Source organism: Thauera carbonicopians, assembly GCF_025699485.1.
GTDB lineage: Bacteria > Pseudomonadota > Gammaproteobacteria > Burkholderiales > Rhodocyclaceae > Thauera.
In genome coordinates, this window is sequence record NZ_JANUXN010000004.1 from 61,619 (window position 1) to 85,208 (window position 23,590).

General features: G+C 69.2%; 26 protein-coding genes. 20 read left to right on the forward strand and 6 right to left on the reverse strand.

Going from position 1 to position 23,590, the window contains the following annotated elements:
- Window positions 1-245 precede the first annotated feature (245 nt).
- The 4 genes from NX068_RS07635 to NX068_RS07650 form a co-directional block, all read right to left on the reverse strand.
- Window positions 246-1,361, reverse strand: coding sequence for a DUF1513 domain-containing protein (locus NX068_RS07635; protein WP_263460697.1), 1,116 nt, complete (start codon window positions 1,359-1,361; stop codon window positions 246-248).
- Complete coding sequence (locus NX068_RS07640; RefSeq protein WP_263460698.1) at window positions 1,351-2,388, reverse strand: imelysin family protein; 1,038 nt, start codon at window positions 2,386-2,388, stop codon at window positions 1,351-1,353. The genes NX068_RS07635 and NX068_RS07640 overlap by 11 nt, the downstream gene beginning before the upstream one ends.
- Complete coding sequence (locus NX068_RS07645; protein WP_263460699.1) at window positions 2,385-3,863, reverse strand: di-heme oxidoreductase family protein; 1,479 nt, start codon at window positions 3,861-3,863, stop codon at window positions 2,385-2,387. Before NX068_RS07645 ends, NX068_RS07640 begins: the two co-directional genes overlap by 4 nt.
- A gap of 110 nt (window positions 3,864-3,973) precedes the next feature.
- Window positions 3,974-5,122 carry an imelysin family protein gene (locus NX068_RS07650; RefSeq protein ID WP_263460700.1) on the reverse strand — a complete coding sequence of 383 codons (1,149 nt, stop codon included), beginning with the start codon at window positions 5,120-5,122 and terminating at the stop codon, window positions 3,974-3,976.
- A gap of 185 nt (window positions 5,123-5,307) precedes the next feature.
- On the opposite strand from NX068_RS07650, the gene NX068_RS07655 reads away from it, so the two are divergent.
- The 20 genes from NX068_RS07655 to NX068_RS07750 all read left to right on the forward strand — a co-directional run bounded on the left by NX068_RS07655 (window position 5,308) and on the right by NX068_RS07750 (window position 22,285).
- A complete protein-coding gene (locus tag NX068_RS07655) occupies window positions 5,308-5,601 on the forward strand; it encodes a hypothetical protein (protein ID WP_263460701.1) in 294 nt (97 codons plus the stop codon).
- A 15-nt stretch (window positions 5,602-5,616) separates the two neighbouring features.
- Window positions 5,617-6,228, forward strand: a complete 612-nt coding sequence (gene rpsD, locus NX068_RS07660; protein ID WP_068635940.1) for a 30S ribosomal protein S4 — start codon at window positions 5,617-5,619, stop codon at window positions 6,226-6,228.
- The gene (locus tag NX068_RS07665) at window positions 6,225-6,530 is read left to right on the forward strand and encodes a hypothetical protein (protein ID WP_263460702.1); all 306 of its coding nucleotides are present in this window, start codon (window positions 6,225-6,227) and stop codon (window positions 6,528-6,530) included. The genes rpsD and NX068_RS07665 overlap by 4 nt, the downstream gene beginning before the upstream one ends.
- Before the next feature lie 260 nt (window positions 6,531-6,790).
- Window positions 6,791-8,869: a TonB-dependent receptor gene (locus NX068_RS07670; protein WP_263460703.1), complete on the forward strand. Its 2,079-nt coding sequence runs from the start codon at window positions 6,791-6,793 to the stop codon at window positions 8,867-8,869.
- Window position 8,870: 1 nt separating this feature from the next.
- A complete protein-coding gene (locus NX068_RS07675) occupies window positions 8,871-9,905 on the forward strand; it encodes an ABC transporter substrate-binding protein (protein ID WP_263460704.1) in 1,035 nt (344 codons plus the stop codon).
- Window positions 9,902-10,693, forward strand: coding sequence for an ABC transporter permease (locus NX068_RS07680; RefSeq protein WP_263460705.1), 792 nt, complete (start codon window positions 9,902-9,904; stop codon window positions 10,691-10,693). Before NX068_RS07675 ends, NX068_RS07680 begins: the two co-directional genes overlap by 4 nt.
- Window positions 10,690-11,631, forward strand: coding sequence for an ABC transporter ATP-binding protein (locus tag NX068_RS07685; RefSeq protein ID WP_263460706.1), 942 nt, complete (start codon window positions 10,690-10,692; stop codon window positions 11,629-11,631). Before NX068_RS07680 ends, NX068_RS07685 begins: the two co-directional genes overlap by 4 nt.
- 8 nt (window positions 11,632-11,639) lie before the next feature.
- The gene (locus tag NX068_RS07690) at window positions 11,640-12,935 is read left to right on the forward strand and encodes an NnrS family protein (protein WP_263460707.1); all 1,296 of its coding nucleotides are present in this window, start codon (window positions 11,640-11,642) and stop codon (window positions 12,933-12,935) included.
- A gap of 160 nt (window positions 12,936-13,095) precedes the next feature.
- Complete coding sequence (locus tag NX068_RS07695; RefSeq protein ID WP_263460708.1) at window positions 13,096-13,785, forward strand: PA4824 family protein; 690 nt, start codon at window positions 13,096-13,098, stop codon at window positions 13,783-13,785.
- A 204-nt stretch (window positions 13,786-13,989) separates the two neighbouring features.
- Window positions 13,990-14,328 (forward strand): cation transporter, encoded by a 339-nt coding sequence (locus NX068_RS07700; RefSeq protein WP_263460709.1) that lies wholly within the window; start codon window positions 13,990-13,992, stop codon window positions 14,326-14,328.
- A complete protein-coding gene (locus tag NX068_RS07705) occupies window positions 14,315-15,010 on the forward strand; it encodes a ferritin-like domain-containing protein (RefSeq protein WP_263460710.1) in 696 nt (231 codons plus the stop codon). Before NX068_RS07700 ends, NX068_RS07705 begins: the two co-directional genes overlap by 14 nt.
- Window position 15,011: 1 nt before the next feature.
- Window positions 15,012-15,461 (forward strand): hypothetical protein, encoded by a 450-nt coding sequence (locus NX068_RS07710; RefSeq protein ID WP_263460711.1) that lies wholly within the window; start codon window positions 15,012-15,014, stop codon window positions 15,459-15,461.
- Complete coding sequence (locus tag NX068_RS07715) at window positions 15,458-15,805, forward strand: hypothetical protein (RefSeq protein WP_263460712.1); 348 nt, start codon at window positions 15,458-15,460, stop codon at window positions 15,803-15,805. Before NX068_RS07710 ends, NX068_RS07715 begins: the two co-directional genes overlap by 4 nt.
- Complete coding sequence (locus NX068_RS07720; RefSeq protein WP_263460713.1) at window positions 15,798-16,301, forward strand: hypothetical protein; 504 nt, start codon at window positions 15,798-15,800, stop codon at window positions 16,299-16,301. The genes NX068_RS07715 and NX068_RS07720 overlap by 8 nt, the downstream gene beginning before the upstream one ends.
- On the forward strand, window positions 16,298-18,430 hold the full coding sequence (locus NX068_RS07725; RefSeq protein ID WP_263460714.1) for a heavy metal translocating P-type ATPase: 2,133 nt from the start codon (window positions 16,298-16,300) through the stop codon (window positions 18,428-18,430). Before NX068_RS07720 ends, NX068_RS07725 begins: the two co-directional genes overlap by 4 nt.
- Window positions 18,427-18,681, forward strand: coding sequence for a FeoA family protein (locus tag NX068_RS07730; RefSeq protein ID WP_068635930.1), 255 nt, complete (start codon window positions 18,427-18,429; stop codon window positions 18,679-18,681). Before NX068_RS07725 ends, NX068_RS07730 begins: the two co-directional genes overlap by 4 nt.
- A 133-nt stretch (window positions 18,682-18,814) precedes the next feature.
- On the forward strand, window positions 18,815-19,042 hold the full coding sequence (locus NX068_RS07735) for a FeoA family protein (protein WP_263460715.1): 228 nt from the start codon (window positions 18,815-18,817) through the stop codon (window positions 19,040-19,042).
- Window positions 19,042-21,375 (forward strand): Fe(2+) transporter permease subunit FeoB, encoded by a 2,334-nt coding sequence (gene feoB / locus NX068_RS07740; protein WP_263460716.1) that lies wholly within the window; start codon window positions 19,042-19,044, stop codon window positions 21,373-21,375. The genes NX068_RS07735 and feoB overlap by 1 nt, the downstream gene beginning before the upstream one ends.
- Before the next feature lie 9 nt (window positions 21,376-21,384).
- Window positions 21,385-21,687 carry a FeoC-like transcriptional regulator gene (locus NX068_RS07745; protein WP_263460717.1) on the forward strand — a complete coding sequence of 101 codons (303 nt, stop codon included), beginning with the start codon at window positions 21,385-21,387 and terminating at the stop codon, window positions 21,685-21,687.
- Between the two features lie 13 nt (window positions 21,688-21,700).
- A complete protein-coding gene (locus NX068_RS07750) occupies window positions 21,701-22,285 on the forward strand; it encodes a hypothetical protein (protein WP_263460718.1) in 585 nt (194 codons plus the stop codon).
- A 19-nt stretch (window positions 22,286-22,304) separates the two neighbouring features.
- Here NX068_RS07750 and NX068_RS07755 read toward each other — a convergent pair whose 3' ends face one another.
- Window positions 22,305-22,736 (reverse strand): HMA2 domain-containing protein, encoded by a 432-nt coding sequence (locus tag NX068_RS07755; RefSeq protein ID WP_263460719.1) that lies wholly within the window; start codon window positions 22,734-22,736, stop codon window positions 22,305-22,307.
- 153 nt (window positions 22,737-22,889) lie between these two features.
- Complete coding sequence (locus tag NX068_RS07760; protein ID WP_263460720.1) at window positions 22,890-23,570, reverse strand: Fe2+-dependent dioxygenase; 681 nt, start codon at window positions 23,568-23,570, stop codon at window positions 22,890-22,892.
- Window positions 23,571-23,590 lie beyond the last annotated feature (20 nt).

The following is a 23,590-nucleotide window of genomic DNA, read 5'->3' on the forward strand; positions in this document are numbered from 1 at the left end:
ACGGGCTATTGATTAGGAATGAGTACAGCGGTGCCCGTTTCCGATTCCCTCTCCTCGCTCCGACGGGGTGGACGCCCTCGCCGCCCTGGCGCGAGGCGGCCGTTCGAGTCCGCCCTGGCCCCGCTGGGGAGAGCAGGGGAATGATACGGTTTTCCGATGGGCGTAGGAATGGGTGCGGCGGTAAAAGATACGGATGCGTATGGTTGGTGCCCGGGTGCGGCGCAGGCCTTCACCAGGGCCGGCGTTCAGGTCTGCGCAGGGGCGGGGTCGGCGTGGTTGTCCAGCGCCACCGGCAATTGCCAGTGGCGGGCGCAGCGTGAGCCGGCGGCGTCGAGCTGCCACAGGTCGCCTGCGTCGCCGGTGACGAGCAGGCGGTCGCCGTGCGTGGTCATCGCGCACACCCGGCGCGTATCGAAAACCGTGCCGGCCCGGCCGTCCGCGCCCCAGCTCGCAGTCACGCCCGCGTGCGTGCAGCTCACCGCGAAACCATCGTCGAGCGCGATGATGTCGCCGGCGTAGTCGCCGCAGCGTTCGATCAGGCCGGCGTCGGCTCCGCCGTAGCGCAGCCGTTCACCGTCGAGCAGGGCGAACAGCGGCCGGCCGGCCCTGCCTTCGTTCTGCATCGACACTGCGATGTTGCCGTGTGCGTCCTGGGCGATGTGGCGCACGCTCATGAAGGCGTCCGGCGGACGGTGGCGGGACAGCAACCGCCCGTCGGTCGGGTCGAGAAAGGCCAGCGCGGGGTCCATGCTGCTCAGGTTGCGCTTCACCCGGCCGGTTTCCGGCAGGGTCAGGATGCCGCCGACGGCGACCGCCAGGCGGCCGTCGGCGATCCATTCGACCGCATGCGGACCGATGCCGCCGCAGGGCCAGGCGTCCAGGCGTTCGAGGCTGAGCGCGTCGAACACGCCGATGCGGCCGTCGCCGGTGATCAGGTCGGTCTCGGTGGCGTACAGCACGCGGCCGTCCGGGCGGAAGGCGAGGTGGCCTTCGAAGCGCGACTCGTCGTCGGCTTCGAAGCGCGCCAGCTCGGTGCCGGTGGCGACATGCCAGCGCACGAGGAAATCGCCGGGGCGGCGCGCGGCGACCACGGCGCTGCCGTCCGCCGACGGATGCCAGGCGATGTCGTGGCCGCGCGCGGGCAGCGCGAGCGCCGGCGAAGCGGTGCCGAGCAGGCCGGCATGGAATTCGGTCGGGCGCGTCGGCGAATCGCTCCAGCAGCTCAGCAGGCCGGGCGGCGCGCCGGCATCGGCGCGGGCGCAGGCGGTGGCCCGGGCCAGGGCCGGGCGGGCGCTGAATCCGCCGCAGGACAGCGCGGCGAGGCCGGCGAGCAGGCGGCGGCGCGAGAGCTCAGTCGCCATCATTGTCTCCGAAGCCGACCCGGACCTTCAGATGTTCCGCGGCATCGTGGGCGAGCAGCCCCTGCAGCACGGCCAGCGTCTCGATGGCGCGGGCGATGGCGGCCCCGCCATCCTCGCCGGGGATGGCCGGCAGCGCCTGCAGGGCATCCCCGGCAAGCGCGATCTGGGCGTCGAAGCGGTCGGCGAGCACCAGCAGGCCGCGGCCGCGCAGCATGGCGGTGAGCCCCGGCAGGCCCTCGCGGCCTTGCAGGCCGAGCCGCAGGCCGTCGAACAGGGCCAGCAGGTGGCTGCGTTCCTCGCCGCTGCGCCAGGCATCGAAGCCGCTGCGATCGGTCGGCTTGCGTGCGGGTTTTTCCAGGTACTTGACCCGCAGCGTATCGATGCCGCCGATCAGGATGTTCACGCTGTCGCTCATCATCGAGGCTTCGGTTTCCTCGTCGATTTCGTCCAGGCTCGCGATCCAGTCCTGCCAGGCGGGCAGGATCGCGTCGAGGTCATGGGCGGCGTCGGCCGCCAGCCAGCTCGCGTAGCCGCAGGCCGCGGCGTCGGTGGTGAGCGGCGCCCGGACCGGGTCGAACAGCAGGTATTCCAGCGCCGGCAGCCCCTTGGCGGTGACGCCGATGCGTTCGTCCGCCAGCGTGCCCGCGGCGCGGCCGCGCAGCGAGGATTCGATCTGCGGCGGGCGGGTGGGCCAGAAGTCGAGCCGGCGCAGGATGCGGGTTTCCAGCGCCGGGCCGTAAGGCAGCGCGCTCAGGCGCCGCAGTTCGAGCGCGGCCTGGCGCCAGGCGCCGCGCGCGGCGTCGAGCGTGTCGTCGCCCGGCTGCTTGCAGACGGCGTCGACGCGCTGCGCGAGCGCGGCCGAGGATCGGGCCAGTTCCGCATAGCCGGGCGCCAGCACCTGCCGGCCGAGCGCCGACATCCAGGCCGAAGGGCTGACGAAGGGCGCCGGTGCAGCAGCGGAGGCCGGCGCGGACAGCAGCGCGGCGGCGAGCAGGGATGCGAGGGCAAGGGAAAGGCGCTGCTTCATAGCGACTCCAGGAAACGGATCAGGGCGTCGCGCTCGGCCTGGCTGAAGCCGAGCACCCGCGCCTTGGCGGCTTCGGCTTCGCCGCCGTGCCACAGCACGGCTTCCATCAGGTTGCGGGCGCGGCCGTCGTGGAGGAAGAAGGTGTGGCCGTTGACCGTCCTGACCCGGCCGATGCCCCACAGCGGCGGCGTGCGCCATTCGCGCCCGTCGGCGTCGAAGTCGGGGCGGCCGTCGGCCAGCCCTTCGCCCATGTCGTGCAGCAGCAGGTCGGTGTAGGGGTAGATGGTCTGCTTCGACAGTTCCGGGAAGCCGGACAGGTCGCCGGTCACATGCCGGGGCACGTGGCAGCTCGCGCATTGCGCTTCGTGGAACAGGCGCTTGCCGGCCAGCACTTGCGGGTCGCGGGCGTCGGGGCGCGAGGGCACGGCGAGCGTGGTGGTGTAGAACACCGTGCGCTCGAGCGCGCGGTCGTCGATGTCCACATCCGGTTCGCCGCGCTCGCGCCGCCAGCCGGCTTCACGCTGCTGGCGCTCCAGGCAGTCGGTCTGTGCGGGCATGCACTCCTCGTGCGGGAACAGCGTGCTGGTGATGCCCATGTCGCCATGGAAGGCGCCCGCGGTCTGGTGCCGGACGGTGGCGACGTTGGCCTTCCAGCCGAAGCGGCCGACCATCCAGTCCTGCGTGCCGGCATCCCAGACGCGGTTGAGGCGGCCGGAGATGCCGAGGCCTTCTTCCGCCTGGCGTGCGGCGATCGCGCGCAGCTCGGCCTCGGGGATCGCTTCCAGCAGGCCGAGGCCGATCACTGCCGGGGCGACGCGTGGCGACACACGGGTCTCCGGGTGCAGCGGCCCGTAGGCGAGTTCGTGCAGCCGGTAGGCCGGCTTGCGCAGCGAGTAGGGCGTGCCGTCGGCGAACTGGCCCGGCTGTTCGACGTAGCGGATCTCGACCGCGCCTTCGGCCTTGATGCCGGCCACGGCGGCGTTGTTGAACTGTGTGCCGTAGCTCGGCTCGGGCACCACGCCGTCCTTGCCGGCGGGCTGTGCCGGCGTGGCGGGAATGGACAGGCGGAACAGCAGGCCGACCGGCTGCTCGGTGTTGACGCCGTCCGGCGCCGGCGGCGGCGCGCCCCTGCCGTCGAGGATGTGACAGCCCGCACAGGCGCGGGCGATGAAATGGGGGCCGAGGCCGTCACGGCCGGTGGTGGAGGCGGGCGCCTCGACCCAGTTCTTCCTGAAGAAGGAATTGCCGATGAAGAACGGCGTCTGGCGGTCGACCGACAGGTTGGCGGCCGGGTAGGAAAAGGCGTTGCGGCCCTGGTCGCTGGTCGTGGTGTCGCCGCCCGGCAGGTCCTCGCCGGGTTCGAAATCGGCTGCCGCGGCATTGGCCGCCACGGCATCGGCCGCTGCGGCGAAGGCGGGCAGGCTCGCGGCCATCACCACCAGCGCCGCGCGGCGCAGGCTGAGCTTGAGTGACATCGATCGATTCATGTCCGCATCGCCGGCGCTGCTGCCCCGGCGATGCGGCTGTGAGTGCTGAAGCGGGCGGCGCCGGCAGCGGGCGCCTCTTTCGGAGCTGGCGGGCCGGCTCACTCGGGCAGCGCGGTGTTCAGGCGCTTGATGCCCAGCACGTCGGCCGCCTGCACCAGGCTCTCGGTCTGGCGTTTCAGGCTGGCGACGGTGGCTTCCACTTTCGGTCGTCCCGGGTTGCCGGCCAGGATGGCCTGGTCGAAGGGGGCGGGAATGGCCTCGGCGGCTTCCAGGCTGGCGCTCATGCGCGCATCGACTTCGCTGGCGAGCGCCTTGTCCTTTTCCGCCACCAGCGCATTGAGCGAGGGGCCCTGCAGCAGCGAGCCGTCGGCACGGCGGAATTCGCCGCGCCAGACGTTGCGGATGCCGAGCGCGTTGGTGACGGCGTCGCGGTGGGTGTTGTCGGAGAAGCAGGAATGCTCGTCTTCCTGGCTCTGCGAATCGAGTGCGACTTCGATGCGTTCGCCGGCCAGTTCGGCGCGGCTGAGGATGCCGAGCGCCGAGATCACCTTGGTCAGGCTGGCCGGATCGGCGACGAATTCCGCGCGGTAGTTCTGCGCGCCAGGCGCCCAGGCCTGGATGAGGTCGTCGAGGTCCTGCACCAGCAGGTCGGTGACGATCTTCAGGTAGGTGCGGCGGCGGTCGGCGTTGGGCGCCTTGCCGTCGACGAAGTCGGTCCAGGCGCGGTCGCCCGGTCCGTCGGCGCGCAGGTCCTGGCCCCACAGCAGGAATTCGATCGCATGCCAGCCGGTGGAGATGTTTTCCTCGCCGTCCTTCTCGTTGAGTTCGGCGAGCGTGTCGGCATCGAGCTTCACGCTGCGGTCGTTGATGATGCCGGCACCCGGGTTGCCTTCCACGCTGTCGACATAGGCTTCGTCCATCGGCCAGGCGTTGATGCGGCCTTCCGGGCCGTCCTCGCCGTCGATCGGGCCGCCGTAGAAGCGGAAGGCCTCGGTCTGGCCGTACCACTCGCGCGCTTCCAGCCAGCGCTTGCGGGCTTCGAGCAGGCCAGCTTCGGACGGTGCGGCGACGAAGGCATCGATGGCCTTCTTCATGGTCTGCGCGGTGGAGGCGGAGTCCGCATAGCTGGCGTGGACGAGCTGGCCGTAGTGGTTCAGCACGTCCTGCGGGGTGACGGTCTTCTGCGCGATGGCGGGCAGGGAAAGGGCGGCCGCGGCCAGGCCGGCAACGAGGAGTTTCAGGCGCATGGGTAGTGGTTCCGGCAGAGTTCGAGAAATGAGAACGACTTCCATTATCGTGGCTTTGGCCGGCCATGTAAATTTCACCGTCCCGTTCCGCCGGGCAGCGCATGGAGGAAAGAAGCCAGATGTCTTGACAGGATGCCAGAATTGAATGATATTGAGAACGATTCGCAGAATGTCGGAGGTGTCTCATGGCAAGGGATCCAGTCTTCGAGCAGACGCGCCTGCTTGCCGGCGTGCTCACGCATGTGTCGCGCTATCTCGATACCGGCTGTCCCCGTGCCGCCCATCAGGCCGGGCTGCTGCTGCGCTGCCTCGATGCCAGCACGATGGATGAGGACCTGATGACATCGTGCGAACAACTCGACCAGGCGATATCCCATCCCCGCCATCTGGGCGGTGCGAGCGCCGGCAGCGATGCATGGACTTCGGATCAGTTTCGCTCGCGCACTTCCGCCACAACCATTTCATCATTCCAGAACTGATCGAAGGAGATCATCTTGTCCCGTTACACCGGCCCCCGATTGAAAGTGATGCGTGCGCTCGGAACAGAGCTGCCCGGCCTGTCGCGCAAGTCGCTCGGCGAGCGCAACTATCCGCCCGGCCAGCATGGCCAGCGCCCGAAGCGCAAGTCGGGCTACGGCGTGCAGCTGATCGAGAAGCAGAAGCTGCGCTTCAACTACGGCCTGACCGAGAAGCAGATCCAGCGCCTGTTCCGCGAAGCCAAGCGCGACCGCGGCCCGACCGGCGACAAGCTGCTCGAACTGCTCGAACGCCGCCTGGACAACTTCGTCTTCCGCGCCGGCTTCGCGCCGACCACCGTGGCTGCCCGCCAACTGGTGCGCCACAAGCACGTGCTGCTGAACGGCCGCTCGGTCAACATCCCGTCGATCCGCGTCAAGCCGGGTGACCGCATCCAGCTCACCGAGCGCGGCCGCCGCATCCCGGTCGTGGTCGAGGCGCTCGCCGAGCCGGCGCTGACCCGCCCCGAATGGCTGGCTTTCGACGAAGCCGCCTTCGCCGCCAGCGTGACGCGCACGCCGTCGCCGGACGAAGTGCCGTTCCCGGTCGACGTGCAGCAGGTCGTCGAATACTACGCGGTGCGGATGTGAGCACCCTGGCATCCCGTCGCCGTCGCGGCGCGGCTTCGGCTGCGCCGGACGAGGGGCTGGCCTACCCGAACCAGCCCGAACTGGCACTCGCCGCCGTGCTGCAGCTGCTGTCGCGCTTTCCGGCGCGGCAGTCGCCGGCGGTGGCGAAGGCCATTGCCGATCACCTGGCGGTGATCGGCAGTGATGCCAGGATGGCCGGCTGCGTGCGCGAGTGCGCATCCAGGCTGGTCGATGACTGGCGCGCGTACGCCATGTTGAGCGAATCCCCGCCCACGCTGGAAGCGGGCTCGCAACTGCATTGATCGATCGCCGTCATTGGGCCGATGGCCCGGGAGCAAGATCATGAGCAAGAAGAAGTGCTGCAAGAAGGACAAGCCCTGCAAGGGTTGCCCGAAGCTGAAGAAGTAAGATCGAGCGCGTGTGACCGGGCATCTGAGATGCGGATTTGACCGGAATCAAACGGTAGTGATTCCTATTTAGCTATCGTTGCATCAGTCTGATTCCTGTCATCCTGAGCAAGCCAGCCGCCGCCAGCCAGCTCGCCCGCCCGATGGAGCCGTCCATGAAGTCGCGTCCGCGCAAGCTGTGCCTGGCCATGCTGGGTTTGTTCGCTGCCCCCCTGTCCCTGATCCCGTCCTCAGTCGTACATGCCGAAACCCTGCTCGGCGAGCAGGTCGTCACCGCCAAGGGCTATGCCGGCGATGCGCTCGAGACGCCGCAGGCGATCGAAGTGCTGCGCCCCGCCGCGAGCGGCGCCAACGTGCTCGGCGACCTGATGCGGGGCGGACCGGGCCTGGCGGTACAGTCCGACGGTGCCTGGGGGCAGAATCCGGTGCTGCGCGGCCTGAAACGGGAAAGCGTGGTCGTCATGGTCGACGGCCTGCGGGTCAATTCCGCCCAGCCTCAGGGCGCGATCGCCTCCTTCATGGACCTCGGCCTGCTCGACCGCGTGGAAGTGGTGAAGGGGCCGGGTTCGGTGCTGCATGGCAGCGGGGCGATGGGCGGCGTGGTCAACATGCTGACGCCCGATGCCGCCTTCAGCGCAGACGAACGCATGGGCGGCCGCGCCGGCCTGCGCTTCAGCAGCGTCGACAAGGGCGTCACCGGCGCGCTGCTGGTGCAGCGCTCGAATGCCGACCATGCCCTGGTGCTGGGTGCCGCCGGGCGGGACATCGGCGACTACCGCAGCCCGGACGGCCGCGAGGATCGCACCGGCTATGACTCCAACACCCTGCTGGCCAAATATCGCCACCGCCTCGGCGACGACGTCAGCCTGCGGCTGAACCTGCAGCGGCACGAGGACAAGGACGTCTGGTATCCAGGTTCGGCGCGCACGGGGGCGGGCATTCCGCCGCCGCTCGGCGTCGCCACCATCCATTCGCCCGAGCAGCGCCGCGAACTCTACGAGCTGGGTGTCGATGCCAGATTGGGTGAGGGGCAGCTGTCGGCAGAAGTCTATCGCCAGGAAGTGTTCCGCCAGATCCGCGCCCGCGCCGAGCGGCTGGGGCGCGACTACGTGCGCAACGACGTCACCTTCACCACCGACGGGCTGCGGGCCAAGTACATGTTCCCGGTCGGCGGCAGCCATCTGCTGACGGTCGGCGCCGAAACCTGGCGCATGAAGGGCGATCCCGAGCGTTACATGGACAACAACCCGCCCTTCTTCAACAACAACCAGCGCAACGATCCGTTTGCCGATGGCGAGATCGAGGCGGTCGGCGTCTTCGTGCAGGACGAGTTCGAACTGGGCCGCAGCCGCATCGTCGCCGGTGCGCGCTACGACCGCGTCAAGGGTGACGCCAGGCAGAAAGGCTGGGGGCCGGCGGCGCAGACCAGCGGCCTCGACAGCACCGACAACAACCTGTCCTGGTCGCTGGGCGCGATCCATCCGCTGAGCGAAACCCTCAACGTCTATGCCAATCTCGGCCGCGCCTACCGTGCCGCCGACATGCGCGAACGCTTCGAGGACTCGGCGCGCGGCGACGGCTACTACCATGTCGGCAATCCGCAGCTCGACCCGGAAGTGTCGACCAGCGTCGAACTCGGCCTGAAGAGCAGTGCAAGAGGCGGGGTCGAGTACCAACTGGCGGCCTTCTACACCCGCATCGACGACTACATCGCCGGCCGCGTCACCGGGGCGGTGCATCCGGGCTCCGGGCTGCCGCTCAAGCGCACCGAGAACCTCGACAAGGTCACCATCTACGGTGTCGAAGGCAGCGTCCGCGCACCGGTCGGCGCCTTCGTCGCCGATGCCGGCTTCACCTGGCTGCGCGGCAAGAACCATCAGGACAGCGAGCCGCTGTACCAGATGCCGGCGCCCGAACTGCGGCTGGGCATCGGCCAGCCGGCCGAGCGCGGCTTCTACTGGCATGCGCAACTGCGTGCGGTGGCGGAGCAGGATCGCATCGCGACGCGCTTCTCCAACGGCACCGAGGATGCCACCTCCGGCTTCGTCACCGCCGACGCCGAGCTGGGCTGGCGCTTCGGCCCGGTCGGCTTCTTCAACGGTGCCACCGCCGCCGTCGGCCTGCACAACCTGGCGGACAAGCGCTACCACGAACACCTGACCGACGGCATTTCCGGCCAGGAACTGGCTGCGCCCGGCCGGGGTTTAACATTGAGTCTTTCCGGGAGTTTCTGACATGCAAGCACCACGCCCCCGTTTGCCCGGCTGGAGCCGGATCCTGCTGCACATCTGCGTGGTGCTCGCATTTCTGGTCGTGACCGGTACCTCCAGCGCGCAAAAGCTGCCCAAGCTGACGCTCGCCGGGCCTTCGGCGGCGGTGTCCAATCCGCTGATCCACATGGTCGACTCCGGCGCCCTGGCCGATCTCGCCGATGTGGTCGAGTTCGTGCCCTGGCGCGACCCCGACCAGTTGCGCGTGATGGCGCTCGACGGCCGCGCCGACGTGCTGGCGATGCCGAGCAACGTCGCCGCCAACCTCTACAACCGCGGCGCCAAGCTGCGCATGCTCAACGTGTCGACCTGGGGCGTGCTGTGGCTGGTGTCGCGCGATCCGGCGCTGAAATCGCTCGCCGACCTGCGCGGCAAGGAGTTGGCGATGCCTTTCCGCGGCGACATGCCGGACATCGTCTTCCAGCTGCTGGCCGAGCAGCAGGGCCTGGATGTGCGCAAGGACCTGAGCCTGCGCTACGTCGCCAGCCCGATCGATGCGATGCAGCTGCTGGTGATGCGCCGCGTCGACCATGCGCTGCTGGCCGAGCCGGCGGTGTCGATGGCCTTGCGCAAGACCGGCTCCTTCCCGCTCAGCGTGGTCGCGCCCGAGCTGCACCGCAGCGTCGATCTGCAGCAGGAATGGGGGCGGGTGTTCGAGCGTCCGGCCCGCATTCCGCAGGCCGGCATCGCGGTGATGGGCGCTTTGCGCGATCGCCCGGACGTGATCGCCCGCATCGAAGCCGAATACGTCCGCTCGCTCGCCTGGTGCCGCGCCAACGCCGAGTCCTGTGGCAGGGCGGTGGCCGCCCGCATCGACATGCTGAGCCCGGCAGCGGTGGCCGATTCGATCGCCGTCAGCCAGCTCGAGGCGGTGCCGGTTGCCGAGGCGCGCGCCGAGCTCGAGTTCATGTTCGGCCATCTGCTGCGCAAGAATCCGGCGCTGGTCGGCGGCAAGCTGCCCGACGACGGCTTCTACGGCGGAGCCGCCGCCGCGCAATGAGGCTGCTGCGTGCCTGGGCGGCCGGACTGCCCGCCTACCTGTGGAGCGGCTGGGGCGCGATCGCCAGCCTGCTGCTGCTGTTCGCGGCCTGGGAGGCGGTCAGCCTGATCTACGGCCCGCTGGTGATGCCGGACCCGCGTTCGGCCTTCGGCACGCTGCTGGGCCTGATCGAAAGCGGCGCGGCCTGGCCGGAACTGGCCGCCACCGCGCGCCGGGCGATGAGCGGCTATGCCTTGTCGCTGGTCGCGGGCAGCTTCCTTGGGCTGCTCGCGGGGCTGTCGATGACCGCGTCGATGATGTCGCGCCCGCTCGTCACCGTGCTGATGGGCACGCCGCCGATCGCCTGGCTGGTGCTGGCCATGCTGTGGTTCGGCGCCAGCGACGGCACGCCGGTATTCACCGTCTTCGTCGCCGCCTTTCCGGTGATCTTCATTGGCGCCCTGCAGGGCACGCGCACGCTGGACAACCAGTTGCGCGGCATGGCCGAGGCCTTCCGCCTGCCGCGGCGCATGATGTTCACCGATGTCTATCTGCCGCACGTCGTCTCCTACCTGTTTCCGGCCTGGATCGCCGCGCTCGGCACCTCGTGGAAAGTCGTGGTGATGGCCGAACTGCTGGCGACCCAGGACGGTGTCGGCGCGGCGCTGGCAGTGTCGCGCTCGCATCTGGACACTGCGGCGACGATGGCCTGGATCGCCGCCGTGGTCGGTTTGCTGCTGGCGGTCGAATATTTGGTGTTGGAGCCGATCAAGCGCGAAGTGGAGCGCTGGCGGGAGCAGGGCAGATGAGTGCGTCCTGTCCAACGGATACCCGCCCGCGCGAGCTGCGCGTCGCTGGCCTGAGCCATGCGTTCGGCCGCGACGAGGTGCTGGCCGGCATCGGCTTCCGCCTGCCCGCGGGCGAAGTGGCGGCGCTGGTCGGTCCCTCGGGCTGCGGCAAGACCACCTTGCTGCATCTGGCCGCCGGGCTGCTGACGGTGCAGGAGGGGCAGGTCAGCAACGGCTTCGACACCACCGCCTTCATGTTCCAGCAGCCGCGCCTGCTGCCGTGGCAGACCGCGCTCGACAACATCGCGCTCGGCCTCAAGGCGGCGGGCCTCGCGCGCGCCGAACGCCACCGCCGCGCGCGCGACATCGGCCTGCAGCTCGGCCTCGCGCCGCGCGACCTCGACAAGTTTCCGCACCAGCTTTCCGGCGGCATGCAGAGCCGGGTGGCGCTGGCGCGTGCGCTGGTGCTGGCGCCGGACCTGCTGCTGCTCGACGAGCCGTTCTCGGCACTGGACGTGGGCCTGAAGGAAGAGCTCTACCGCCTGCTGCTGGACCACCAGGCTGCGCGGGCGATGGGCGTGCTGATGATCACCCACGACCTGATGGAGGCGGTGCGGCTGTCGGACGCGATCCTGCTGATGGCGCCGGCGCCCGGACGCATCGTCTGCCGCTTCGAACTGGACGTGCCCGCGGCGCAGCGCGACGACGCCTGGGTTTATCGCCATACGGCGGAGCTGCTGCAGAACGCAGTGGTGCGCGATGCTTTTGGTATGCCGCCGCTGATGACAGGGGCAGGGGCGGCCGGCGAACCGGCGGCCGGCACTCCGGCGGCGGGTGAGCAGGCTGCAGAAACGCCGGCCACCGGGATGCCGGCCGGCGTCCCTTCCACTTCGGCGCTGCGCCTGGTGGCGACGCCCGAGTCTGCGCCGGCGCGCAGCGCCAGCCGCTGCGGAGGATGAAGGGCGCGATGACGAGCTTCGATCGGCTGGCGGCGAAGCCGCTGTTCATGTGCAGCTTCCGTTCCTTCTTCCTCGCCACCGCGCTGTATGGCGTGCTCCTGCTGCTCGGCTGGCTGGGTTTTCTCGCCACCGGCATCGGCCTGCCCGACGTGCCGGGCGGCCCGATCGTCTGGCATGCGCACGAGCTGATGTTCGGTTTCGGCCTCGCCGCCGTCGCCGGCTTCGTGCTGACTGCGGTGCCCGAGTTCACCGCGACGCCGGCTTTCGGGCGGCGGGTGACGCTCGCGCTGCTGCTGTGCTGGGCGGCGGCGCGTGTGGCGTTCTGGCTGTCCGGCGTGCTGGGCGCAGGGGGCACTGTGCTGGCTGCGCTGCTCAACAGCGGCTTCATGGCGGGAATCGTCGTGCTGGTGGCGCCGCGGCTGTGGCGCGATCCGGAACGGCGCCACCTGTCCTTCCTGTGGGGGCTGGCGGCGATGTGGCTGGTGGTCAGCGGCTTCCACGCCGACGTGCTGCGCGGGCTGTACCCGATGCGCTGGGTGCTGGCCGGTGCCGGCGCGATGATGGTGCTGATCGTCGTCGCCATGAGCCGGGTGTCGATGCGCATCGTCAACGATGCGCTGGACGCCGAGCGCCTGCGCCGTGCGGCGGCGCAGGGCGATGCGATGGCCGGCGAACGGCCGCGCCTGCCCGGCGAGGACGACGACGAACTGCCTGCCTACCGCGCCCGTCCGCCGCGGCGCAATCTCGCCGTGTTCGGCATCGCCGCCCATACGCTGGCCGAGTTCGCATTGCCGGGCTCGCCGATCGCCGGCTGGATCGCGCTGGCCGCGGCCGCGGCGGTGCTGAACCTGCTCAACGACTGGCACGTCGGCCGCGCGCTACTGACGCGCTGGGCCTTTTTGCTGTACGCGGTGTACTGGATGATGGCGCTCGGCTACGGCCTGATCGGCCTGTCCCTGCTCGGCGTGGCGGTGGCGCCCAGTGCCGGCCTGCATCTGCTGACGGTCGGCGCGATGGGCCTGTCGATCTTCGGCGTGCTGTGCATCGCCGGACGCACACACTCCGGCTACGAGCTCGATATGCGGCCATGGGTGCCGGTGGCCGCACTGGCGATCGGCGCAGCGGCGCTGGCGCGTGCGGCGGCGGGCCTGCCCGGGATGCCGGTAGCCGGGCTGCAGGCGGCGAGCGTGGCGGCCTGGGCGCTGGGCTATGGCTTCGCCGCCGTCTTCCTCGGCGCGGTGTTCCTGAGGCCGCGGCCGGACGCCGGCACGGGCTGCGAGGAACCGATGGAGGAGGGCGCATGAGGCTTTGATCTGCGTCAGAACGGCGGCGGCAGAGAGGCATAGAGTGAGAATCAGTACTGTTTGATGACGGCATGAAGATGCCGCACCGACAGCCCTCACAGGAGGCGTCGCCGGGGAGCCGGCACCCCCTTTCATGTCTGTCTCCCCGCGGAGCCGCATCATGAAAACGACAAGGAATTGCAGGCTGGTGAGCCTGCTCGCCGTCGCGTCCGCACTCGCCGCGACGAGCATGCCGGTATCGGCCGAACGCCCGATGGCAGTCGATGACGCCGGAACGCTGGAGCGCGGCGGCGCCAAGCTGGAATTCGGCTGGAGCCGGGACGACGCGCTGAAAGGCTTCGAGGGTGCCGTTGGCTACGGCCCGATCGACAACGTCGAAGTCGAGCTTTCCTTCGGTCGGGCGAAGGACCGCGACGAGTCGCCCGACGTCACCGTGCGCGGCGTCGGAGCGGCGCTCAAATGGGTGCCGCTGCAGGCGGAAACCGGGCTGTCCGCCGGCCTCAAGTATGAATACGGGCGCGAGCGCGTCAGCGGCGAAGGCATCTCGCGTGCCAATGCGCTGGCCGGTCTTGCGAGCTGGGCCTTCGAGGCCGGTCCGCGGGTGCACGTGAATCTCGGCCGCGAATGGGTCCGCGGTGACGGCCACGCCGATTTCTGGGGGGTGGGCGCGGACTTCCCGCTCAGCGAGCGGCTGCAGTTCACGATCGAGACTTTCGGCGAGGAGCATGCCGGCCCGGATCGCCAGGCCGGGCTGCGCTACGAGATCGCCGATGGCGTCAAGGTTTCGGGTGCGGTCGGGCGCGGCAATGACCGCAACATCGCCAATGTCGGTGTGGCATGGGAGTTCTGAAGACGGAGCAGCCGTTTCGACCGGAGTTTGACATGCGTCATTACCGCCCGCGGCAAGGGGCGTAAAGTGATTCACAGATGGATCGGGTTCGTGTAGCCAGCCGAGGTCGCCAGCCAGCAATGCCCGTGGAATTGGTTGTGGAAACAGGGCCGTATGCCGTGGGTGTGGCAAGTCTGCCATGGTAGAGAAAGGCTGGAGATCGAAATGCCGGAGTTCGAAGAGTTGCGCGTCTTTCTGTGTGATGTGCGTATCGCCCATCACATTCGCGGGCGCATCCGGCTGAAGCTGGAGAGCCGCTCGGTGTCCATCGACGTGCCGCGGACGCAGGCGCGCGAATTCCAGTCCCTGCTCGACCGCACTCCCGGCGTCGCTTCGGTGCAGGTCAATCTGCTGGCGCGCTCCTGCACCGTGCATTACGACCCCGCGGTGATACCTGAACGGGCCTGGATCGATCTGCTGGGCGGCGTCGACTCGGAGGCCGCGGCGATTCTCGAACGCATATTGCACGACGCCTATCTGGAGGCCGGCAATGCAAAACTATGATGAACTGATCCTGCGCACGCAGCGCATCGATCCGGCGGCGCCTTTTCCCGTGGCGCACCAGGCGGTCAGGATCGCGCTCTACGATGAATATGCCGCCCGCAGCTTCTATGCGCGCGTGGTCGAGTCCTTCGGCGAGCGGGCGCCGTTTTCCAACGTGCTGCGCTCGGAAGAGCAGCACGTGACGGCCTTGCTGGGCTTGTGCGAACGCTTCGGCATCCCGCGGCCGCTCGACCCCTTCCCGCAGGAATCCACCGTCGAGCCGACCTGGCTGGCGAACTGCCAGCGCGCCGTTGCCGGCGAAATCGCCAACGTGCAGATGTATGCCGGGCTGCTGAACCAGGTTGCCGAGCCGGAAGTGCGCAGGGTGTTCCAGAACCTGCAGGCAGCGGCGCTGCAGCATCATCTGCCCGCCTTTCGCCAGGCCGCGGTCGCGGCGCAGGCGCAGGAAAGCTACCACGCCGCGCACGGCATCTCGCCGCAGCAGGCCTATGTGCGCCACGGCCCGCTGTCCGACTTTCTCGAACGTGCCTTCTCGCAGCTCGGGCCTTATGCCGGGCCGCTCGGCATCTTCAGTCCGCTTCTGCGCAATGCGCACCCCGCCATGCTGGCCGGCATGGTGACGGGGGGCGCAGGAGTCTATCTGTGGAAGACCAGGACCGGCCGCCATCGCAAGGAGGACTGACATGTTCCCGCTATTACCTTTCGTCGCCGGCGTGCTGACCGGTGCAGTTGCCCTCCGCCTGATCAAGACCGACAAGACCAAGGCGGGCGTCGAGGCCGGCGTCGAGAAGGCCCGTGCCGGCATGGAAAAGGCACAGGACACGCTGCGCGGCGCCGCAGTATCCAGCCTGGAAGCGATCGAGAACGCCTCGGCGCGTGCGCGCAAGCGCCTGGCCGCCGAAGACGCGGTAGCAGATGAAGAAGTTGGGGCAGCCCACGCTGCGGCAGCCGATGCCGGGGCAGCTCCTGCTGCGGCAAGCGCCGATGCTGCACCGGAGCAGGCCGGGAAGCCGGCCCCGCCGCGCAGGAAGCGTGCGCCGCGCGCTGCGGCCAAGCCGAAGAAGGCAAAGGCCACACCCGCAGCAAGCACTGAAGCCGAACCCGGCGCAGCCGGGGAGGAAGCCGGATCATGAGAAACGCGATCATGCCCTATGGTGCGGTGCCGGTTGGCGTGCCGCTTCGCGCCAGCGGGGCGACCTTCGTGCAGGGCTTCGTTGCCGGGGGCTGCCTGTCGGCCTTCCAGGACCGTCCTGCACAGCTTTCGTCGCCCTCGCCGGCCGAACTGAAGCGGGTGCTGCGCCATGCGCTGCAGGGCGGCACTGCACTGGCTGCCGGCACCCGGGCCGCGGCCGCCGTCCGCCAACGGAATTACACCGGTGCGCTGGCTGCCGCCGCGGTCGGTGCGGCCGGTGTGCTGATCATCGAACGATTGCTGCGCGACAGCGCGCAGGCCGAACAGGAGAAGCAAGATGGCTAAGAAGAACAAGCACGGCCGCGGCAGGCAGGCGATGCAGAACGACGCCTGGCCGGGCCAGTACGGCCAGCCGCCCAATGCGCAGTACGGCCCGAATGGCCAGTATGGTCCTCAGTACGGTCAATACGGCCAGCAGTACGGAGCACCGCCCTGGGGGCAGTACGGCATGGCGAGCGGCCTGCCGGGCGGCATGGAAGCCGGCTTCGCCCAGGGGTTCGCCCAAGGCATGGGCCCGCTGCCCCAGCAGGCGGCTGCCGATGGTGGCTTCCTGCAGAACATGCCGGCCTTCCTGCGCACCGGCAATACCGAGCAGTTCCTGCTCGGTGCGTTGATCGGCGCGGCCGCGGCCTGGGTGCTGAGCGACGAGGAACTGCGCGGCAAGATCGTGAAGTCGGCGATGAAGCTGTATTCCGGCGTGGCCGGCGGCTTCGAGGAGATGAAGGAGCAGATGGCCGACATCCGCGCTGAAGTCGACGCGGAGCGCCACGGAGACGCATGATGGACGCAGGCTGGATGTCCGCGCTCGAACCGGTCCACGCCGCGCGTGGCCGGGCACGCTGGCGCTACACCTGCCGCAAGGGGGCGCCGCTGGAAGCGCGCGCGATCGTGCGGGCAGTGGAAGCGATTGCCGGCGTGAGCAAGGTGCGGGTCAATCCGGCCGCCCGTTCGCTGGTGGTCGAGTTCGATCCGGCCGCCACCACGGCCGACCGCATCGCGCTCGACATCCTGCGCATGGCGCCGCTGCCGCGCCCGCATGCACAGGGCGAGGAGCCCAGTGCCGCGCCGGTGGCGCTGAGCGCGGCCACGCTGCTCGCCACCCGCTCGCTGCAGCCCGGGCTACAGGCGCCGGTGGCGGTGGGCACGGCGATTCCGCTGCTCGGCGAGGCGGTCGATGACTTCCTCGAGAAGGGCGTCACTTCGCACGTGCTCGAAGCGATGGCGGTGGCGATCTCGATCGGGCGCAAGGACTATCTCGCGGCGAACATGACTTCCTTCCTGCTCGCCTTGGGCGAGTACCTCGAAGCCTCGATCGAGCGCCGCTCCGACGACCTGCTGAAGCATCTGCTGAAGCCCGACGTGGGCGAAGTCTGGGTCGAGCGCGACGGCGAGGAGATCCAGCTCGACGCTGCCGAAGTGCGGATGGGCGATACCGTCATCGCCGCCTCCGGGCGGGTGATCCCGGTCGATGGCACGGTGCTGGGCGGCGAGGCGATGGTCAACGAGGCGACGATGACCGGCGAAAGCGTGCCGGTCGCGCGCCGCCGCGGCGATACGGTGCTGTCCGGCACCCTGGTCGAGGAAGGCCGCCTGCGCATCTACGCCGAACGGGTCGGCGCCCAGGCCGCGGCGGCGCGGATCGCGGATTTCGTCGAGCATTCGCTGGCGGTCAAGAGCGCCACCCAGCTCGAAGCCTCGCGCATGGCCGACCGCCTGGTGCCGATGGTGCTCGGCCTGGCCGGCGCCACCTGGCTGGTGTCGGGCGACTGGCAGCGGGTGGCGGCGGTGCTGCAGGCCGACTATTCCTGCGCGCTGAAGCTGTCGACGCCGGTCGCCTTCAAGGCCGCGATGTACGAGGCCGGCAAGTCGGGCATGCTGGTCAAGGGCGCGAAGGCGCTCGAACGCCTGGCCGAGGCCGACACCTTCGTCTTCGACAAGACCGGCACGCTGAGCACCGGCAAGCTCGAAGTGACCGATTCGATCGCCTTCAAGCCGGGCTATTCCCCCGAAGACATCATCAACCTGGCGGCCTCGGTGGAAGAGCACTATTTCCACCCGCTGGCGCTGGCGGTGGTCGAAGCCTCGCGCCGGCTGCATCACCCGCAGCACTTCGACCACAAGGAAGTCGAGTTCATCGTCGCCCACGGTGTGGCCAGCATCATCGACGGCCGGCGCATCGTCGTCGGTTCGCGCCACTTCGTCGAGGACGACGAAGGCATCAGCACGCAGACGCATCGCGACACCATCGAGCGCCTGCACCTGGAAGGCAAGACCCTGCTCTACATCGGTTTCGGCGGCGAACTGCTCGGCGTCATCGCCCTGCGCGACAGCCTGCGCAGCAACAGCGCCGCCACCGTCCGGCGCCTGCGGCGCCTGGGCGTGAAGCGGGTGCTGATGCTGACCGGCGACCATCCCGAGCGCGCCCGGGCGATGGCCGGCGAACTGGGGCTGGACGAATTCCACGCCGGGCTGATGCCCGAGGACAAGGCCCGCATCCTGCAGGAACTGGCGGCCGGCGGCGCGCGCATCGCCTTCGTCGGCGACGGCGTCAACGATGCGCCGGCGCTGAGCGGCGCGCACGTCGGCATCTCGATGCACAACGGCGCCGACGTCGCCCGCCTGGCGTCCGACGTCGCGCTGCTCGAAGACGACATCGCGCGGGTGGCGGACGCGAAAGCGCTGTCGATCGCCACTCAGCGGCTGATCGACAGCAATTTCAAGCTCACCGTCGGCCTCAACACTTCGATCCTGTCGGCCGCCGCCTTCGGCTGGCTGACGCCGGTGGCGGCCTCGGCGCTGCACAACGGCAGCACCATCGCGATCCTGCTGCGCGCATTGGCCGGTGCCGGCCTGCCGCGCGGCCGCCGCGCGGGCAAGGCACTGCCGCGCGAAAGGAAGGTGCCGGCATGAATGGCCCCGACCGTTCCCGCGCCTTTCCGCTGGCGATGGCGAGCGAAGGCGAGCCCGTTCGGGTGGTCGGCATCCTGGGCGGTTCGTCGATGGCGCTGCGCGTGGCCGAGCTGGGCCTGAACGTCGGCAGCGAACTGGTCGTGCGCCAGCGCCAGGGCAGCGGGCTGGTCGTCGGCCGCGGCGAGACGCGCTTCGCACTCGGCGGCGGCATGGCACACAAGATTCTGGTGGCGCGGATCGAGGACCGATAGCGGTCCAGAGCCGACGTGATGACGAAATAAGTCGAGGGCAGTGCCCGGCGCCGTGAGGCCAGGCAAGGTATTCGTCGTTTTGAATGCAAATCAGTATGAAGCGCGCTGCGCAGATTCGATTGGAGTGAATCAGATGATGCTCAAACAACTCGCGGTGGGCGACCGCGCCAAGGTGTCCGGTTTTGCCGAGGCGGGCAGCCCCTACCGCCGCAAGCTGCTGTCGATGGGCCTGACACCGGGGGCGGAACTGCAGGTGGTGCGGGTCGCGCCGATGGGCGATCCGGTCGAGATCCGGGTGCGCGGCTTCGCCCTGACCCTGCGCAAGGGCGAGGCGGATGCGCTGACGGTGGAGAGGCTGTGATGAAGAACGAAACCATTCTTGCCCTGGTGGGCAATCCGAACTGCGGCAAGACCACGCTGTTCAACGCCCTGACCGGCTCGCGCCAGCGCGTCGGCAACTGGCCCGGCGTGACGGTCGAGAAGAAGAGCGGCGAATACAGCCACGACGGCCTGCACTTCGAGGTCGTCGATCTGCCCGGCACCTACTCGCTGGACGTCGTCGATCGCGAAGTCTCGCTCGACGAGAGCGTGGCGCGCGACTACGTCCATTCGGGTGAGGCCGGGCTGGTCATCAACATCGTCGACGCGTCCAACCTCGAACGCAACCTCTACCTGAGCACCCAGCTCGCCGAAATGCGGGTGCCGCTGCTGGTGGTACTGAACATGGTCGACGTCGCCCGCGACAAGGGGCTGCGCATCGACGTCGACGCGCTGTCGCACCGCCTGGGCTGCCCGGTAGTGCCGGTGGTCGCGTCGGAAGGCGAAGGCGTGGATGTGCTGAAAGCGGCGATCCGCAGCGCGGTCAAGGCGCGCCAGCCGGCGAGCGCCACCGTCGCCTACCAGCCCGAGCTCGAGCAGGCGATCGACGCGCTGGTGCCGAAGCTCGAGTCGGCGGCGCAGGCCGCCGGCACCTCGCCGCGCTGGCTGGCGGTGCGGCTGCTCGAAGGTGACGATCTGGCGCGCACGGCGGCAGGCAAGGTGCTGGCTGCCGAAGCCGGGCGGCTGGGCGGCGAACTGGGTGAAGACCTCGACATCATGGTGGCGGATGCGCGCTACGGCCTCGCCAACCGGATCGCCGGCGAAGCGCTGACGGTCAGCGGCCGGGTCGGCCGTGACATCACCGACCGCATCGACCGCGTCGTGCTGAACCGGGTGCTCGGCGTGCCGATCTTCCTGCTGATGATGTACCTGATGTTCCTGTTCACGATCAACATCGGCGGCGCCTTCATCGACTTCTTCGACCAGTTCACCGGCGCGCTGCTGGTCGATGGCCTGGCCGAACTGCTGAACGGCCTCGGTGTGCCGGAATGGCTGAGCTTCCTGCTTGCCCAGGGCATCGGCGGCGGCATCCAGGTCGTCGCCACCTTCATCCCGGTCATCGGCTTCCTGTTCCTGTTCCTGTCGGTGCTGGAGGATTCCGGCTACATGGCGCGCGCGGCTTTCGTCATGGACCGCTTCATGCGCTGGGTCGGGCTGCCGGGCAAATCCTTCGTGCCGCTGATCGTCGGCTTCGGCTGCACCGTGCCGGCGATCATGGCGACGCGCACGCTGGAGCACCGCCGCGACCGGCTGATGACGATCGCGATGGCGCCCTTCATGTCCTGCGGTGCCCGCCTGCCGGTCTATGTGCTGTTCGCCGCTGCCTTCTTCCCGCAAGGGGGACAGAACGTGGTGTTCGGGCTGTACGTCATCGGCATCGCGGTGGCGGTGCTGACCGGCCTGGTGCTGCGCCACACGCTGCTGAAGGGCGAACCGACGCCCTTCATCATGGAACTGCCGCCCTACCACCTGCCGACCGTCCGCGGCGTGCTGATCCACGCCTGGGAGCGGCTGCTGGGCTTCATCGTGCGCGCCGGACGGGTGATCGTGCCGATGGTGCTGGTGCTGAACGTGCTGAACTCGATCGGCACCGACGGCAGCTACGGCAACGAGGACAGCGACGCCTCGGTGCTGGCCGCGGTTGGGCGCAGCATCACGCCGGCGTTCACGCCGATGGGCCTGACCGAGGAGAACTGGCCGGCCGCGGTCGGCATCTTCACCGGCGTGCTGGCCAAGGAGGCGGTGGTGGGCACGCTGGACGCGACCTACTCGGCGCTTGCCGCCAAGGATGCCGGCGAAGAAGCAGATGGAGAAGAGGAACCCTTCAACCTGGGCGCCAGCATCGTCGCGGCCTTCGCCACCATCCCCGAGAATCTGATCGACGCGCTGGGCTCCTGGGCCGATCCGATGGGCCTCAACGTCGGTGACCTCAGCGATGCGGAGGCGGTGGCCGAGGCAGTGGACCAGGACGTGTCGGCCGGCACCTTCGGCGCGATGGCGGCCCGTTTCGACGGCGCTGCCGGGGCTTTCGCCTACCTGCTGTTCATCCTGCTGTACTTCCCCTGCACGGCGGCGATCGCGGCGGTGTACAACGAATCGGGTACGCGCTGGACAGTGTTCGTCGCCGCCTGGACGACGGGCCTGGGTTATGGCTTGGCGACGATCTTCTACCAGGCGGCAACCTGGGCGCAGCATCCGGGCTCGTCGATGGCCTGGATCGTCGGCATCGTCATCGGCTTCGCGATCGTCTTGTTGTCGCTGCGGCGCTACGGCGCACGCGAGGACGGTAGCCTGCCGCTGCCGCAACAGGTTTAGGAGGCCGATATGATCCTGTCCCGTCTCAGTACCTATCTGCGCGAGCGGCGCCGGGCCAGCGTGGCCGACATGGCGCTTGCGCTGGAAAGCTCGCCCGAGGCGCTCGGGCCGATGCTGGACACGCTCGAACGCAAGGGGCGCGTGCGCCGGATCGAGGGTGAATCGGGCTGCGGTTCGACCTGCTGCAAATGCGATCCGGCGACGGTGGCGGTGTATGAATGGGCTGCCGCCGAGAACTCGGGCGCTGGGCAACCGGGGGCGCCTCAGCCGGGGGCGCCACAGCCCGGAGCACGCCAGCCGGGCGCCGGCTGAGGAGCGGATCGTGATGGCCGCGCCTGCTGCGCCGGTGCTGGTCGTGATCGGCATCCACCGCGAGGAACTGGCCTTCGGCCGCGAAGTGGCGGCCGCGCTGGCGCCGGACGAGGCCGACGTGCTGGAGATTCCCGACGGCCTGTCCGGGCGCCGGCCGCGGCCGGACCAGTGCTTCCGCTACGACCTTGCGCACGAGGCCTTGTACCTGCAACTGCTGCCCCACATGCGCGGCCGCCACCGGCTGCTGATCGACCTGCATGTCGGCGCCGACCGCGATGGTCCCTGTGCCGATCTGATGTGCGGCGACGCGGCGCTGGCCGAGCGGCTGCAAGCCGCGCTGGCGCAGGGTGCGGCCGCCGGAGCGCCGGCAAATGGCGTGCGCGTGATCCGGCTTGGCGCGCCGGATGCCATTCCCACCCGCACCGTGATTCCGGAGCGGATCTGGCGCAATCCGGCCTTTCTCTATCTCTGCATGGAAATCTATCTGGCCGACGACGGCAGTGCGCGGCCGCAGGCGGTGGCGCTGGCAAGGCGATTGATCGGCCTTGCCGCGCAGTGCGCTGGTGATGCCGTGGCCGTGCCGCACCGTTGCTGTTGAATGCCGCCTCGGCTGCGCGTCAGCGCAGCAGGTGGCGGCGATGGACGCCGAGATGCACGCCCAGGCAGGCGACGAACATGCCGCCGGTGACGGCATGCCAGCGCTTGTTGCCGGTGGCGGCCAGCGCCAGCGAGGTGGCGAGGCTGCCCATCATGCCGATCTTGGCGCAGCGGTTCACCTGCATCCGCAGCGAACGCGTGCCGGCGGGGCGCTGCGGCACCGCGAGCGCCTTGTCGATCAGCGCATCGATGTCGTTCTCGAGCCGGATCGGATCGGTCCTGTCCGGTGAATAGTGCAGCACGATGCTGCCGGCCGCGGCATTCGGTTCGACGACGACCACGCCGTCCACCCGCTTCAACTCGGCTTCGACCTGGGCCAGGCGGGCACGATTGCGCAGCGCCTTGTCACGGATGCGGATGCGCCCCGGCAGCGAAGAGACGACGCGGCTCATCGGTGCTCTCCACGATCGTCTGGTGCTTCGCCTGGGTGGCGGTCAGTCTGCGGGCAGGGCTTACGGGATTGCGGGCGCATGGGCATCGGCTCGGAAAACCGTTCAGGAATCAGCAAGTCGGCGACTATAACTCAATAATGAGAATCGGACTTGTTATGTTTCCACCCAGAGGCGCAGCAGGTTGTGGTAGTGGCTGGTCAGCGCCACGGTCTCGGGCGTCTCGCCGAGCTGCGCGCGCAGGCGCTGGATGTTCATGTCGAGGTCGAACAGCAGGTGGCGCTTCCAGTCGTCGCGCACCATGCTCTGCGTCCACAGGAAGGAACAGACGCGCACGCCCGCGGTGACCGGCTCGACGCGGTGCAGGCTGGTCGATGGATAGAGGATCATGTCGCCGGCCGGCAGCCGGACGCGGTGGGTGCCATAGGTGTCCTCGACCACCAGGTCGCCGCCTGCGTATTCGTCGGGCGCGGTGAAGAACAGCGTCGCCGACACGTCGGTGCGCACGATCTGGCCGCTGCCCGGCGCCTGGCGGATGGCGTTGTCGACATGGTTGCCGAAGTGCTCGCCGCCTTCGTAGCGGTTGAAGAAGGGCGGCAGCACCTGGCGTGGCAGCGCGGCGGAGACGAACAGTGGGTTGCGCATCAGCGCGGCGGCGACGATGCTGCGCAGGCGGCCGAGCGCCGGCGCATGCTCGGGCAGTTGCCGGTTGCGCTTGACCTGGGCAGCCTGTGCGCCGGCGGTGGCCAGGCCGTCCGCCCAGTCTGCCGCCGCCAGCAGTTGCCGGCACTCGTCGAGTTCGTCGGGCGTCAGGACTTCGGGAACATGCAGCATCATCGCGGGAATTCCTTGGAAAA